The organism is Bacillus cereus group sp. MYBK245-2 (assembly GCF_051916145.1).
GTDB classification, from domain to species: domain Bacteria; phylum Bacillota; class Bacilli; order Bacillales; family Bacillaceae_G; genus Bacillus_A; species Bacillus_A pacificus.
Window position 1 is genome coordinate 64,146 of the sequence record NZ_JBQAGB010000017.1, and the last position, 15,014, is coordinate 79,159.

A 15,014-nucleotide genomic window follows, 5' to 3' on the forward strand; every position below is an offset into this window, starting at 1 on the left:
CCGCTTAACGTTCTTGATTGATAAGATCAACAACTTCTTTCATTGTATAGTTCTTTAAGTATTCACCTAGATGTTCTTCCGCACCTAAGAAAATAGCGAAAAGAACTTTTCGCATGTTTGAACCTACAATACACTGATTATTTGACTCAGGACACTTAGGCTGCAACGCACCTTCAGAGGTTATCTGATATATATGCCAAAGGTTAACTTCACTTAAATCTCGAGCAAAAATAAAACCGCCACCAGTCCCTTCTTTCGATTGTATAAACTTATGTTTTTTTAACAAACTTAGCACTTTGCGAATGCGTACTGGGTGAACACCTGCACTTTCTGAAATAGCGTTACTTGTTGACATCCGGTCTGGCTGTAAAGCTAAATAAGTTAAACTGTGTATGGCCAAGGTAAAGTCGCTGCTCATTATTTTCCTCCTACGATCCAAAAAAATTATTTCTCCTATATTCACATACTGTAGCTATAAACATTACAGATAGATTAGCCAAACGTTAAAATATATAAGACCCACTCTTAGCATAAAGAAATAGATTCCATAACTTCATTTAGCTTTTTAAGTTACAATACATTTAAAGATTCCATTGTTTCTTCACTTGTTCTTCTGCCAACTGTTTAATTTTTTTCCACACTGTATCTTTGCTTACAATAACATTTGTTTGATAATTTCTATCGTTATAATTAACTGTAACACATACTTCAATCATCTTCTGCTTCCTCCTTTCAAAAAACTTTTCTTAAAAAATATTACTTATTAATTAGCCAACTTTTGCAGTTCAATATTTAAAAATGTTCGGACGCTACGTGGTAAAAATTTGCGAATTTCTTCTTCGTTAAAACCAATCTGTAATCTTTTCTCATCCAGCATAATTGGACGACGCAACATTAGCGGATGCTCAATGATTAATGTATAAAATTCATTTAGCGAGAGCTCATCTATATTTATATTTAAGTCTTGAAAAGTTTTGGATCTAGTTGAAATAATTTCAGTAGCCCCCTCTTCCGTTAAACGAAGAATGGATTTAAGTTCATCCACTGTCATAGAGTTGGATACGATATTTTTTTCAGTATAATCAATTTGATTCTCCTCCAGCCATGCTTTTGCTTTTCGGCATGAACTACAGCTTGCTGTTGTATATAAAACCACCATATTTCACTCACTCCTTTAATTTTTTATGAAATGCACATTTTAAATATCGGTTACTGAAATGTATTAAAAAAAATTACAGTTTAGAATCAAATTCACGTAATGTTAGTTATTCAGCAATGTTTCATTTATCTCTATTATTCATTTCTTTTAAAATGCTTCTTCTATACATTTGTTGAAACTACATTTTACAGACGATGACAACTCACTTCTAAAAATCTTACTGTAATTTTAAACCTTACAGTTCTATTAATCAAATGTTAAGTCTTGGAGTAATTAATCATTTTTTTATGTGAATTTCCCCCATAGCGTTATTGAAGACACAAAAATAGGTTGAGGCAATACGTGCCCCAACCTATTTTTTATGCCTCTTTATAACTTTTTGCAGTAATAACTGTTTCAAATTCAAAGGTTTCTGGCAGGTGATCAGCATAAGAGTATTCAAAAGTTCGTCCATCCGTTAAATAGGCCACCTGCTCCACTCTCATTAGAAAATCTTGATTTGTTAAGTTCATAAACTGCTTTTCCTTATCATCTGGGCGAATGCCTTTGACCCTAACAACGGATGTTCCCACTTTAAGACCTAGTTTATTTTGAATGTATGAGTAGATCGACTCCTCTAAAACCGAAGCTTCAACACCTGGAATGACCGCAATAGGCATCCATGTATGCTCCATAATCGTTGGGATACTGTGAATGATACGAAGGCGAATGATTTTATATACGAAATCCCCTACTGAAATGCCCAATTTTTCAGCAATGATTTCATCGGCACCGACAATCGTAAACTCGATAATTTTACTTTCTACCTCGCTGCCATAAACAGCTTTCGTACCTGTTAAAGTTTGAATCATTCGTGCCTTTTCCTGCTGACGCCAATCTTGAACGACTGTTCCACTTCCGCGCCGGCGGATAATGTATCCGTCTCTCACTAACAGATCCAGCGCTTTTTTTATTGTCAGGACTGAAACGCCAAATTCTTCAGCAAGGACGGGGCTACTTGGAATTTTTTCATTAATTTTATATTCGCTGTCTAAAATTTGCTGTTTCATTTTTTGATAAATGCCGAGGTATTTTACTTGTGTTGATCCGCTTGCCATTTCCATACCTCCTTTATGCTGTATTCCCTCTTCTATTCATTCAAATGTAAAGCCTCCAGTTTGTAAACTGAAGGTGATGGCGCAGCAAATCCGTTTTCTAAAATTTCAATATTCGTTATTGCTTCTTCGTCTTTCACAAGCTTTGGTGCACCATTTACAATTGTTTCATACGCTGCATCATAGAAACGACCGTAATCGCCAAGCGGCGTTTTAATTTGTTTTTCAATCCAGTCACCGTTTGCATTGCGATATTTAGCAACCCCATAGTACATCGGTGAATCTTCACCAAATCCTGCACTCTCAGGCATAATACCAGCTTTCAGATCATTTTCCTGCTGGTCTTCACCATATTTAATAAACGATCCATTTGTCCCATGAACGATAAAACGCGGATAATCCTTCGCTACAACATGGTTCGTTTTTAGTTTAATTTTCAGCTTATTTCCATAATGTAGACTAACATCAAAATAGTTATCAACCGCACCTTCCACTTCATTATTACGAATATCGTATGTCACCGTATCTGGACGGCCAAACAGTGCAATCATACGGTCCATCGTATGAATACCTAAACTATAAAATGCGCCTTCTTCTTTTGGAGCTTCATGAATGATTGAACCAGGACGGAAATAATCAATATGTGATTCAATCTCGACAATATCACCAAGGAATCCTTGTTCCACAACTTGCTTCACTGCTAAAAAATCACCATCAAAACGACGGTTTTGGTAAGGCATAACTACTACACCTTTCTCTCGTCCTAAAGCTAACAATTCTTTCGCATGTTCTACTGTATCGCAAAATGGTTTTTCAACGATAACTGATTTTCCCGCAAGTATAACTTTTTTCGCGAATTCATAATGCGTATGTGCTGGCGTACATACCGTCACTACTTGAATTTCTTTATCATTCAACAATTCATCCAAATCAGTAGTAAAACTAACACCTTTTTCCTCATATGGAGCTGCTAATTCTTCATTTATTTGACGTACAAAAATCGTTTTTATTTTTATATTATTACGTGTGTTTACATAAGGTAAGTGATAGCGGTTAGCTGACTTTCCAAATCCAATAAAGCCCATTGTTAATGTCATGTTCTTCAACTTCCTTGCTCATAAATTTTCGTTTCTATATTTATTATATAGTTTAGTTATAAAAAGTATATAGTTTTAATTTATAAATTATATATTAAATAAAAAAATTCAGATTAAAAAGGAGCATAACAAATATGGCACACACTACTACATCTATGGAAATTTTCGGTTCACCTGAACAAGTATGGCAATTAATTGGAGGATTCAACTCCCTTCCAGACTGGTTACCTTATATACCTAGTAGTAAATTAACTGAAGGCGGTCGTGTACGTCACCTAGCTAATCCAGATGGTGATACGATTATAGAACGTTTAGAAGTATTCAATGATAAGGAACGGTACTACACGTATTCAATCATGAATTCACCATTCCCAGTCACTAATTATGAGTCCACAATCCGGGTTAAAGAAGGTGCTGAAAGTAAAACATCATTAGTAGAGTGGTTTGGTACGTTCACTCCTGTTGAGGTTAGTGATGAAGAGGCAATAAATCTGTTTCATGGTATTTACAGTGATGGGCTCAAAGCATTGCAGCAAGCATTTTTAGATTGAACTACTAAAAAACAACGAAAAGCAAAGCGATATCGCTTTGCTTTTTTATAAAATCCCTTTTAACTTTTCACCAATCAACTTCGATACATACTCATAGCCTTCTAATCCAAAGTGTAGCCCATCTCTTTCATCATTTTCTACAAACCTTTTATAATTCCGTTCCTGAATCATTTCGGCATATAAATTTAGAAAATAGCTTCCTGTTTCTTTCGCCACTTTCTCTACCACATCTGCATACTGACCGAGCACTTTATTTGTTCTATTGTGCTGTCTTTCCTCATCAACTGGCGCGGGACTAATAAGCAGTACTTTATCTGACGAAATCCGCTTCACAATCTTCTCTAAGTTTTCTTTATATACTTGTAATGATCCTTGTGAAAAAGAAACTGCATCATTCGTGCCAAGAAAAACTGTTACGAAATCTGGTTTATGTGATAATACATCTTCTTCAATTCTATGTAACGCATCGAACGTATTATCACCCGGAACCCCCGCATTTACCACCTTCCAATTCGGAAACATCTCTTGCAAACGCGGTGTTAACCTCGGCGTTCCATCAAAAAACGTTTCATCAGCTGTAATACTATCACCGAAGCATACTAACGTATTCATAAAGTCTAACTCTCCTTTTATGTATGAAATAATTTTCCTTCTATCGCCTTCATATATCTTTCAGCAGAACGTTCCACTGCCTCATTTGCATTTTCTTTTACTACACGATGAAAAGCGTTGTATAAACGATTAAATTGTAACGGCTTTACTCGATTCACCATTTCTTCCACTTTTCTCGCTGGTAATGGAATTAAGTTTGGATAGCTGTACATAAAGCTTACCCATCGCTCATCTGCTACAACTTGAATAATATCGCCTGTTAACAAAATTCCTTTTCCGTCATTACCTTCTTCCCAATGTAAGACAGATCCTCCTTTAAAATGACCACCTAAACGATGAATGACCAATCCATCCGCTAATTGTAAAGACTCACCAGACCAATAAATAATACGACTACTCGGGCGCATCACCCACTCTTTATCATCTTCATGTATGTAAATTGGTACATCAAATGTCTCTGCCCATTCTACTTGCGTTGAATAATAATGAGGATGAGACAATGCAATCGCATCTAATCCGCCAAGCTCTTTTATTTTCGTAATTGTCATTTCATCTAAATAAGTAATGCAGTCCCACAGTAAACGATATGACTCTGTTTTCACTACATATGCCGTTTGACCGATCGCAAACCCTGGTTTTGTCGTAATACTATAAAGCTCGTTTTCCTCTTCGATTATTTCATTTTTATATGTATCACCTGTTTGTAAGCTTTCTAGCGTCGTCCAAGACTGCCCTTTCGGATTCACATATTGCCTTTCTTCATCACAAATATGACAACTCATCGGTTCTTCTACACTCGCTGCATACTGCACACCACACGTTGTGCAAACATAATTTTTCATGATCATTTCCCCTATCCCTATATTTTTATTAAGCTGATTTTTTATTTTCAATTAATAAAATGATAATGGAATTACAGTAAATCCTTTTTCGTTTCTGAAACATTCATTTCACGATCCCCAAAAAATATTTGTGCTATAAAGCAGCTTCAACCTCGTCCATCCAATAACGCCAAGCTGCTAAATAACCTTCTAAATCTTTCGGGTGGTGTCTTAAACATGTATCTATACGCAAATATAAGCCTATAACTATTTCTTCATATAAATCACGGTCTTTTTTATGAAATACACACTGTTTCATCACATAATCAATCGTTTCTTTCGTTAAATCTTCCGGAGTGGAACAAAACGCATAAATTAAATCGTATATAGGATCTCCTAACACTGGCAAGGGATCAATTACACCGTGCAGCTTATTCTCTTGAAATATAAAGTTATGAAATCCAAGATCCCCATGTAATAAAAATGGCTGCTCTACTCCAGCGTCCCTATTTGCTAACTTAAGAACCGTTCTATACTCTTCTTCACTTATGTAACGTTTTACATTTTCATGAGCTTCCATCACATTTGTCGTTAAAAATTCATTCCAAGATTGAACCGGATTTTCTTTCCATCCCCAGACATCTACATCTGAAACTCTTTCATACTTATTAATAACTTCTTTTACAAGTGTACGAAGCGTACTTCGTTTATCCCCTTGTTCACAAGAAGTACTACCTTCAAGAAAAGAATACACAATATACTTATGGAAAGGTTCATTATACAAAAGCTTCGAAAACAACGTATTCCCCTCATAAAAAGAAAGAAAATTAGCTTCTTCACGTATTACTTCCGCTTCATTCAGCTTTACAACATATTCTTCATCCAGCAAATACACTGTACTTGTCGTTCCTCCGTTTAACACTTTTATGCTATTTGGATCATGTGAAATCACTTTCTCCTTAACTAGTTGTGCAGCGATTACTGAAATGTCCATTCCCTCACCCTTTAATACCGAAGATTCCATCAATTCAAAAGACAACTTTACTATTATTTGACAAACACAAAGGAATTCCTCCTGAAAATCTTAATATAACAAAAAAACATTTACTTTTATATTTCAAAAATAAGGAAATACTAACAAAAACGTTACATACATATAGGAGGACAATATGAAACCTGAATTTTTAAAAGCTGTACATGATGCCATTGGAAATGTCGAACACATTCATATAGAAGAAAGCGGTGCTGACAGCTTACTTATCCATCATGATGATGCACAGCAGTTACAACAAGTCGCTAAAACGTTAGAAAACAACAATTTCCGCTCTGCTTTAAGAACAACTGGCGATGCTTCGTATATTGAAGTATTGAACAGATAATGAAAGTCCGGATGTATGCCGGGCTTTCTTTTTTATATCGAAACTTCAAATTCTTTCACATACACCGCTGTTCCAGCAATATCTATATGTAACTTCTCATTTTCTACATCTTTCGTTACATATACCGTTACACGACCATCTTTATTTATTTCCTGTCCTTGTTCAACAATTAACTCCATTTCATGGTCAAAATCTTTTTCCAAATACATCGCATAATACGCTCCCATTACACCTGAAGCTGTTCCTGTCACTGAATCTTCTATCGTTCCAGCATAAGCCGATGAAAAATGACGCCCATGCATTTTTGCCTGTTCATCATAAGTTTCTAGACAAATTGGGTGAATAGAAGCATTAGGTATTTCTTTTAATACTGATGGAAATGCAGCATTATTAGGTTTCATTCTCTCACACGCACCTAGATTTTTAATCGGTACAATTACCGTCCAATTACCAGTACTTCCATATACAATCGGTAAACTTACATCTAAATCATTTACTTCTAAACCGATACTATGAGCTAATTCTTCTTTTGAACCTGTAAATTCTTTAAACTGAGGTGCTGCCTGCCTCATTTTAATAAAGGTTTCTCCATTTTCATTTACACCTATTTGTATCGGTAAAATCCCAGCCTTCGTTTCAATCGTAAGGTTACTTTTCTCTTCTAATAAACCTTTTTCGCGCAAGGCATATAGCGTCCCTACTGTCCCATGACCACATAAATCCATTTCAAAACCAGGTGTAAAGTAGCGCATTCTTATATCTCCTACTTCTGAGGAAAGAACAAAAGTTGTTTCATTATATCCAACTTTTTCAGCAATAATTTGCATTTCCTCTTCCGTTAATCCATCTGCCTCTAATACAATACCTGCTGGATTCCCCATATTCGGTTTATTCGTAAATGCGTCATAATGAAATACATTTATAGTCTTCATTTTCTTTTCCCCTAACCCTCATTAAAAATTTTATAATAAAGCTCTATCTCCGTTTTCACCACTTTAATTCACCTACACCCGGCTCAATAAACTTCCCTGAAACATCCTCATTTGAATCTATTACCCAATCATATATATTTTGCGCTCCTTCAGCCGGAGTCATATTCGCATCAAAAGCACCAATGTCAGTCTTTAATTTTCCAGGGTGAATGGCAGTTACACGAATTCCTTTATCTTCAAATTCTTGTTGCAGACAAAGCGTTAACATATTTTGTGCAGCTTTAGCAATTCGATAGGAATAGGAAAACTGACCTTGCGAAAACTCTTTGTTCGCCATTTTATGTAATGAACCTAATCGAGAGGACACATTTATTATTCTCGGATGATCCGATTTCTCTAAAGCTACATATGTACCTTTTACAGCTCGAATTACACCTAAACAATGAATATTAAATACATCCGTTAACTCTTCTGAATTCGTATGTAAAACTTCAGTCTCCTTTCCAGTAATGCCAGCGTTATTTATAACTAGATCCAAATACCCTGTATATTCCGCAAGCTGGTTCTTAATTTGCTCCGTACTCTCATCAAGTGATAAGTCTGCCAATATAGGAAAACATCTACAACTAAACATTTGCTTCAATTGTGTTACCGCAACCTCAGTTCTAACTAACGGATAAACAATATGCCCATTTTCATGAAATACTTTTACCAACTGTAATCCTAATCCACGATTTCCACCTGTAATAAACACTCTCATATATTCATCTCCTTATTTTTAAAATAAATAAGAAAATCCATCCACTTACCATTCTCTAAAGAAAATGCCTCTCTCTTGCATTCAAAAGAAAAACCTGCTCTTTCCGCGAGACGGATGGATGGCTCATTATCAACATGTATATGTAATTCAATTCTATGAAAACGAAGGTTATTAAAAAATAACGATAACGCAGCTTTCACACTTTCAATACCATATCCATTTTTCCAGTATTGATTATGTATGGAATACCCCATCATCGCCCATTGATAGTCCATACGTAAAATTTTTATCAGCTCTAGCTTTCCAATATTAGCCCCGTCTTCTTTACGAAAAATACCTAATACATACATCTCATCTCGATGTACTGCTTCATCAAAACCTCTTATCCATTCCGTAAACCATTCTTTCGTTAATGATGCCATAACTTGATAGCCATCGTCATATGTATACTGCGATGGTAACCTCTTATGAAATCCATCGAACCAACTTTCATAATCATCATTTTGGAACGGACGAATCATAAGTCTCTCTGTCTCTACCTGTAATAGCGGAAGCTTCATTTACATCTCTTCCCTTAATTAATATTTGAATTTTCTTTATTATCTTACACAAAATACAAAATCTAGTAAATTATTATGTTCTTGATAAACAAAAAATCCAGTTATGCTTTATACATAACTGGATTCCTCATCACCTAATCATTTTTTATTTTACAAGTACACCTTCTCTTAATTCCCTCTTCAACACTTTCCCTAAAGCATTTTTCGGTAATTTGTCCATAAATACAACTTCTGGTATTTTATAACTTGCCAGTTTTTCTTTACAATGCTGTATAATTTCTTCTTCCGTTAAAGATGTTTGCATATCTTTTACAATATACGCAGTCGGAACCTCTCCCCAAAAGTCATCTGGAACTCCAACTACTGCAACTTCTAAAATACCATGTATTTCATGAATAACATCTTCTACTTGATCTGGATATACGTTATCACCACCGCGTATGATAACGTCTTTATATCTTCCCATAATATGCAGGAATCCATCGTCATCTATCATGCCAGCATCGCCCATGTTAAACCAATTATCTTTTACTACTTTCTTTGTCGCCTTTTCATTATTCCAATACCCTTTAAACATATATGGACTCCTTACATGAATCTCCCCAACTTCATTTGTTGTTAGTTCATGTCCTGTTTCTGGATGAACAATTTTCACCTCTACATGTTTCAAGGTTTTCCCTACAGAAGACATCTTTTCTTTTCCCATCATTGGATGCCATGAAGTTACAACCCAACCTTCTGTACTACCATAGCCTTGCACCATATATATTCCTTTTTCCATATATTTTTGGATGAGTGTTTCTGGCACTTTTGTTCCACCGCTTTGTGCTACTTTAAAAGTTGAAATGTTTCGTTCCTTTTTATTTAGTTCATCAAGCATATAGCTATAAACAGCTGGGAATGCAAGCATCGTCGTAATTTTCTCTTCTTCAATCTTATCCCAAATAAGAGTAGGATTCGAATCAGCTAAGAAAATCATCGTAACACCGTGATAAATGCAATTTAAAATAGAAAGCACGCCACTCATATGGAACAATGGATGCACAGATAAAAAGCGTTCTCCTGCCGGAATTTCTCTTTGTCCTGCAATCTCTGCAAAATAATGATGTAAGTTTTTATGTCCAATTACACATGCTTTTGCTTGTCCAGTCGTTCCTGAAGTAAATAAGTAAATTGCATCATCATCTTCATGAACTTCTACGTTCGGCTCTGTACTTGGCTGTTCTTGTAATGTTAATTCAAATGAACCAAAGCCTTCTTTTGTCGTTTGAATTACATAAGGAATTTCTTTAACAGCATCAATCTTTAAAGCTTCATGGAACTCTTCATCAATAACTAACACTTTTAATTTTGCTTCTTTTACAATCGTTTCTAATTCATACGCAGTAAGCTGATGATTTAGTGGAATACATACCGCTCCGATTTTTAAACTTGCCATCATAACGCTTGGAAATGGATGATTATTTTTGCATAGTATTCCAATACGATCTCCTCTTTGTACACCGCTCTGTAACAAATAATGTGCAAGCTGATTTACTCGTTCATTATACTGCTGAAACGAATACCTTTTCCCTCCCCCTACAAGCGCTTCCAAATTTGGTGATTGCATTGCTCTTTTGTGTAATAATTTTTGCATCGTTCTCAAGTAAAACTCCCCTTTATATATGTTAGGTTTTTTATTTTACCAGATTAATTATTAATTTACTAAAGATTACACTTAGTGAATATAAATTTTATAAAAATAGCCATCTACTTAACAAGTAAATGGCTATTCCCTCTTATATATTAGAATACTCCTTATTCATCACATATCGTACATACTCCGGTGCGCTTTTATCAATCTCTTCATCACTTAATTTATATTCAGCACCGTATAAATAAAACGAAGGTATAAATTTCATATCTGTGTATAAGCATGTAGCTTGAAATGGTTTTGTTAACTCATCCATCGTGATCCCACTATTTTCATAGTCTTTTTCTAATCCACCTATCGAAATAGCTACACCAAATTCTTTCCCCTTCACTTTATCTCCTTTTGATCCGTAAGCAAATCCATATGTTAATACATCGTCAAACCATTTTTTTAATAATGGTGGTGAGCTGTACCAGTATAGCGGAAATTGAAATATATATCGGTCGTGTTCTACTAACAGCTTTTGTTCCTCTTCCACATTAAACTCCCAATTCGGTGCCGCTTTATATAATTCATGCACCGTAATTTCATCCGAATATTTCTCAAGTTCTTCAATCCATCTTTTATTAATTTTTGATTTTTCAATATCAGGATGTGCTACAATTACAAGTGTTTTCATCATCTTCCATCCCCTTTATAAATTATTCAACCCTTTACGTATTAGTATGAATGAGTCACATATAATTGAAAAGTACGTACTTTAAAGTGCTATAGGAACCTTAAAGTACCTGTGGAGGTGTTATATGAATCAAAATGATGACTGCCCAATTGCAACGACACTCGATGTAATCGGCGGAAAATGGAAAGTTCATATTTTATGTGTTTTAATGGATGGAAAAATGCGCACAAATGAAATCCGGCGAGAAATCCCAAACATTACGCAAAAAGTTCTGACTCAACAACTTCGGCAACTTGAAGCTGATGGGATTATCCATCGTACTGTATATCAAGAAGTACCACCAAAGGTTGAGTACACAATAAGCGAATACGGGAAATCTTTAATGCAAATTATGAATGAACTATTTGAGTGGGGAAAAGATCATCAAATGAAAAGATTACATGACTAAAAAAACTACCAACTTCTTTACATACTGGTGGGAACAGCACATCACTATCAAGCTAACAAAAAGACCTTAATAAAAAACTTTCATGTTTATAGTCCATTTAAGAATTAGCTTGATAGTGATACGGCAAGACCCAAATAAAGAAGTATATGAAACAAATTAACAACAACGCACGGCTGATGTTAATAAGAAAATTATAGTCGCTGAATGTCTTTCTTACTTCATTTTGAAGTTTAAACAATTATCCATTAAGCCAAGCTTAATAATATCGCTTTTGTACGATTATCCGTTACTTCATAATAAATTTCTAACCCTTTTCGAGTACCTGTAACGACTTTAGTAGCTTTTAGTTTAGATAAATGTTGACTAATTGTACTTTGAGGCATTTGTAACATTTCATACATTGTCGTTACGTTAATAGGACCTTTTGCAACCATTATTTTTACTAATGATAAACGGACAGGATGTGCTAATACCTTCAATACTTCAGTGATTTCTTCATACATTTCTTTCATATTTTTTCTCCCCTTTTACATAAATATTAATGATATCCATATATATAATTCGAAAGGATATACGATTTTGTGTCCGTCATTTTAAAAAAAATAAAAAATCTTTTCAGATGGAAAGAATCCCCCCTCTGTTCAATATTCTATAAAGTGAAACTTTAATCAGTGGGGGTTTTCTTCATCCCCCACTGATTATTAGTTGAACCAATCGGGCTTTTATGGGCAGTTGATCCCCATCTTACTTCTTTGCTTTCGCTGAATTTTGAGGTAGGGGTCTTACTACCCATTAAAGCGGGATACATTTTTCTTTCACTCGATATTATGTGGTAGGAACTTTCCTTATTGCGATCCTCTTCCATTGTTTTCTTGCTTATGTCCACTATTCCCTTGAGAATCTCTTCCATTATTCTCTTGCTGGTGCCCATTATTCCCTTGCGAGCCTCTTCCGTTGTTTCCTTCCTGATTCCCATTATTTCCTTGGGACCCTCTTCCGTTGTTTCCTTGCTGATTCCCATTATTCCCTTGGGAACCTCTTCCATTGTTTCCTTCCTGATTCCCATTATTCCCTTGCGATCCTCTTCCATTGTTTCCTTCCTGATTCCCATTATTTCCTTGGGACCCTCTTCCATTGTTTCCTTCCTGATTCCCATTATTTCCTTGGGACCCTCTTCCGTTGTTCCCTTGCTGGTGCCCATTATTTCCTTGGGACCCTCTTCCATTGTTTCCTTCCTGATTCCCATTATTTCCTTGGGACCCTCTTCCGTTGTTCTCTTGCTGGTGCCCATTATTCCCTTGCAATCCTCTTCCGTTGTTTCCTTGCTGCAATTCTCTTCCGCTGTTCTCCTGTTGATTTCTATTATTTTCTTTTATTTGCTTCGGTTGTTGTGCCTTAGATTGCTGTTGTTCTATATACTCTCCCTTCTCGTTGCTTTCTTCTTTTACAGGAGATGCGTCCGATGATACATCAGAAGATGACTTTTGCTGTTCTTGATGAGACGGCGGTGCAGGTGGGGTAAGCAACTTTTTCTTCTCATTTTCTTGTTTTATATAAACACCCGTTCCAACTCCTGCTTTCTTGGCATCCTCCCGTATTTGCATCGTACTGCTTTGATATTCGACTGTAATATGTTTGAACTCATATTCTTTCTTTAATTCCAGCATAGCCTTTTCCAACTGTGGTTCTAACGACTTGTCCTTTGCAATAGCTGTTAGCATAACTTGCTTATCATTCGTTAAATATTTATCCTCTTGACTTTGCTTTATAATAGTGCGTATCACATCTTGCAGATGCTTATTTTCCCACCGTTTCATTTCTTTTAAAATACGCCTTCCGTCATCATTACAAGCCCGCAAATCTATAACACGAAGATCCTTCGTAACGCTCGCCTCTAAACTTGGATTTATATCAACTGAGACGTAAGCAAACACCTTTTCTTCTGGTTGATTGTAGAAAAATAACAGCCCACATAGAAAACAAGCAGCAAGTAATGATGCCGGCTTTAAGAAATAAGGGATTGAAAAACGAGATGCTCTTTGTTCTTGTTCTTCAAACGAGATTTCCTCTCCAATCATGCAAGAATCCCCTTTTCTTTTACACGTAATAAACTCTCCATTTGGTGTTAAAACAACTACGCTATGCTTTTTTATATCCATCACAATTCCTTTATTCATCATGCTTTTCTCCTCTTATGTAATCAAGAATATATGTATAGTTGTTTGCAAAAATAATACACATTGCAATAATGTATTTTCTATGTCTTTCCAACGTTTTACGACTTACCCTCACACGTGGTTCAATACGTTTGAGCGGTAACTTTTTCTTTCGGAACAGCTCCTCCATCATTTCCTCTTCCTTTATAATCATCTTTACAATTTCTATTAAGTGCTCTCGGGTGTCACGATGCTTAGGAGATTCTTTCGCAAGCTCTGAAAATGTGATTTTAAACTCAGCTAACACACTTTGAAAATGAAGAATTTCCTCCTTACGGTTACTATTGTCCATCTCTTTCATATACTCCGTAAGCGATACTTGCATTTCTAACATTTCCTCTTGCTCATCTTCTTTTAAAAAGACACGGTTATGCTTAGACTCCTTGCGTATATAATCAATTACATCTCTTTTTATAAGAAGATCAGCAAACGCTAGAAAAGATTTCCCTTTTTTATATGAATACTGTTCAATTGCTTCGTTAAACGCAAACAATCCAATACTATATTCATCATCCTGTTCTGTAATATATCGGCGGCAGACAGACGAAATTGATTTTCTAATAAACGGCTGATACTGAACGATAAAGGCTTCCTTATCTTCTCCGTTGTTTTGTATGTTACATACGATATCTTCTATTTTCGGTTTTCTTAAGATCTTCATTACTAAACTTAACACTGGCGATCTCTCAGCCTCCCTCTGCTTTAAATAGAAAAATGGTCACTAAACAAGCGACCATTTAACCACATTTTGGTAGTGCTTTTCTTTGGTCTTTTCTTCTTGCTGTTAGTTTTATTTTTCAAATCTAACTTTTCCCAACGTTTTCTCTCGGTACTAAAGTTAATCCTATATTTTAAGGTACTTTCTTATTTTCTACCGTTCGTTTTGCTTATTCTTTTTCTATTTTATCGGCAATCCTTAAATAACTCTTCTCTATATAATTAGTAATTTCATCCTTTTATTTTGGACGCTCAACTTAATCTGGTAATTTTTATTAATACTTCAATATTCTTTCATAATCATTTTTCTTCTATCTTATTTTTCCACTATATATATTCGGAGGAAAACATAGTTT

At 35.3% G+C, this 15,014-nt stretch carries 19 protein-coding genes; 3 read left to right on the forward strand and 16 right to left on the reverse strand.

Annotation, left to right across the window (positions count from 1 at the left end):
- Positions 1–4 precede the first annotated feature (4 nt).
- The 5 genes from saiR to ACTFRN_RS22930 form a co-directional block, all read right to left on the reverse strand.
- A complete protein-coding gene (saiR, locus tag ACTFRN_RS22910) occupies positions 5–418 on the reverse strand; it encodes an Rrf2-family transcriptional regulator SaiR (RefSeq protein WP_000093222.1) in 414 nt (137 codons plus the stop codon).
- A 163-nt stretch (positions 419–581) separates the two neighbouring features.
- Entirely contained in the window at positions 582–716 is a 135-nt protein-coding gene (locus tag ACTFRN_RS22915) for a BA3454 family stress response protein (RefSeq protein ID WP_000573533.1), read from the reverse strand.
- A 47-nt stretch (positions 717–763) separates the two neighbouring features.
- Positions 764–1,159, reverse strand: a complete 396-nt coding sequence (gene spxA / locus ACTFRN_RS22920) for a transcriptional regulator SpxA (protein WP_000261188.1) — start codon at positions 1,157–1,159, stop codon at positions 764–766.
- Between the two features lie 359 nt (positions 1,160–1,518).
- A complete protein-coding gene (locus tag ACTFRN_RS22925) occupies positions 1,519–2,256 on the reverse strand; it encodes a GntR family transcriptional regulator (RefSeq protein WP_000146314.1) in 738 nt (245 codons plus the stop codon).
- A 32-nt stretch (positions 2,257–2,288) separates the two neighbouring features.
- The gene (locus ACTFRN_RS22930) at positions 2,289–3,350 is read right to left on the reverse strand and encodes an oxidoreductase (RefSeq protein ID WP_000176631.1); all 1,062 of its coding nucleotides are present in this window, start codon (positions 3,348–3,350) and stop codon (positions 2,289–2,291) included.
- 134 nt (positions 3,351–3,484) lie between these two features.
- Between ACTFRN_RS22930 and ACTFRN_RS22935 the strand changes: the two genes are divergently transcribed.
- Positions 3,485–3,901, forward strand: a complete 417-nt coding sequence (locus ACTFRN_RS22935) for an SRPBCC family protein (protein WP_000951525.1) — start codon at positions 3,485–3,487, stop codon at positions 3,899–3,901.
- A gap of 45 nt (positions 3,902–3,946) precedes the next feature.
- Here the strand turns inward: ACTFRN_RS22935 and ACTFRN_RS22940 are convergent, their stop codons facing one another.
- The 3 genes from ACTFRN_RS22940 to ACTFRN_RS22950 all read right to left on the reverse strand — a co-directional run bounded on the left by ACTFRN_RS22940 (position 3,947) and on the right by ACTFRN_RS22950 (position 6,328).
- Complete coding sequence (locus ACTFRN_RS22940) at positions 3,947–4,513, reverse strand: SGNH/GDSL hydrolase family protein (RefSeq protein ID WP_001094896.1); 567 nt, start codon at positions 4,511–4,513, stop codon at positions 3,947–3,949.
- A 17-nt stretch (positions 4,514–4,530) separates the two neighbouring features.
- Positions 4,531–5,355, reverse strand: coding sequence for an MBL fold metallo-hydrolase (locus tag ACTFRN_RS22945; protein ID WP_000801073.1), 825 nt, complete (start codon positions 5,353–5,355; stop codon positions 4,531–4,533).
- Between the two features lie 133 nt (positions 5,356–5,488).
- Complete coding sequence (locus ACTFRN_RS22950; RefSeq protein WP_014893582.1) at positions 5,489–6,328, reverse strand: aminoglycoside phosphotransferase family protein; 840 nt, start codon at positions 6,326–6,328, stop codon at positions 5,489–5,491.
- Between the two features lie 175 nt (positions 6,329–6,503).
- On the opposite strand from ACTFRN_RS22950, the gene ACTFRN_RS22955 reads away from it, so the two are divergent.
- Positions 6,504–6,713, forward strand: a complete 210-nt coding sequence (locus ACTFRN_RS22955; protein ID WP_000801653.1) for a hypothetical protein — start codon at positions 6,504–6,506, stop codon at positions 6,711–6,713.
- A gap of 32 nt (positions 6,714–6,745) precedes the next feature.
- Here ACTFRN_RS22955 and ACTFRN_RS22960 read toward each other — a convergent pair whose 3' ends face one another.
- From ACTFRN_RS22960 to ACTFRN_RS22980, 5 genes are all read right to left on the reverse strand, one after another.
- Positions 6,746–7,645: a PhzF family phenazine biosynthesis isomerase gene (locus tag ACTFRN_RS22960; protein ID WP_074614871.1), complete on the reverse strand. Its 900-nt coding sequence runs from the start codon at positions 7,643–7,645 to the stop codon at positions 6,746–6,748.
- 55 nt (positions 7,646–7,700) lie between these two features.
- A complete protein-coding gene (locus ACTFRN_RS22965; RefSeq protein WP_001263473.1) occupies positions 7,701–8,405 on the reverse strand; it encodes an SDR family NAD(P)-dependent oxidoreductase in 705 nt (234 codons plus the stop codon).
- Positions 8,402–8,965: a GNAT family N-acetyltransferase gene (locus ACTFRN_RS22970; RefSeq protein ID WP_088106634.1), complete on the reverse strand. Its 564-nt coding sequence runs from the start codon at positions 8,963–8,965 to the stop codon at positions 8,402–8,404. The genes ACTFRN_RS22965 and ACTFRN_RS22970 overlap by 4 nt, the downstream gene beginning before the upstream one ends.
- A 145-nt stretch (positions 8,966–9,110) precedes the next feature.
- The gene (locus ACTFRN_RS22975) at positions 9,111–10,610 is read right to left on the reverse strand and encodes a class I adenylate-forming enzyme family protein (protein ID WP_001259936.1); all 1,500 of its coding nucleotides are present in this window, start codon (positions 10,608–10,610) and stop codon (positions 9,111–9,113) included.
- A 133-nt stretch (positions 10,611–10,743) separates the two neighbouring features.
- On the reverse strand, positions 10,744–11,277 hold the full coding sequence (locus ACTFRN_RS22980) for an NAD(P)H-dependent oxidoreductase (RefSeq protein WP_029141166.1): 534 nt from the start codon (positions 11,275–11,277) through the stop codon (positions 10,744–10,746).
- Positions 11,278–11,401: 124 nt separating this feature from the next.
- Between ACTFRN_RS22980 and ACTFRN_RS22985 the strand changes: the two genes are divergently transcribed.
- Entirely contained in the window at positions 11,402–11,725 is a 324-nt protein-coding gene (locus ACTFRN_RS22985) for a winged helix-turn-helix transcriptional regulator (protein WP_001072964.1), read from the forward strand.
- A gap of 245 nt (positions 11,726–11,970) precedes the next feature.
- Here ACTFRN_RS22985 and ACTFRN_RS22990 read toward each other — a convergent pair whose 3' ends face one another.
- The 3 genes from ACTFRN_RS22990 to sigI all read right to left on the reverse strand — a co-directional run bounded on the left by ACTFRN_RS22990 (position 11,971) and on the right by sigI (position 14,617).
- Entirely contained in the window at positions 11,971–12,237 is a 267-nt protein-coding gene (locus ACTFRN_RS22990) for an ArsR/SmtB family transcription factor (protein ID WP_000661864.1), read from the reverse strand.
- Positions 12,238–12,570: 333 nt separating this feature from the next.
- Positions 12,571–13,902, reverse strand: coding sequence for an anti-sigma factor domain-containing protein (locus tag ACTFRN_RS22995; RefSeq protein ID WP_440038572.1), 1,332 nt, complete (start codon positions 13,900–13,902; stop codon positions 12,571–12,573).
- Positions 13,895–14,617, reverse strand: coding sequence for an RNA polymerase sigma factor SigI (gene sigI, locus ACTFRN_RS23000; RefSeq protein WP_000950303.1), 723 nt, complete (start codon positions 14,615–14,617; stop codon positions 13,895–13,897). Before sigI ends, ACTFRN_RS22995 begins: the two co-directional genes overlap by 8 nt.
- Between the last annotated feature and the right edge of the window lie 397 nt (positions 14,618–15,014).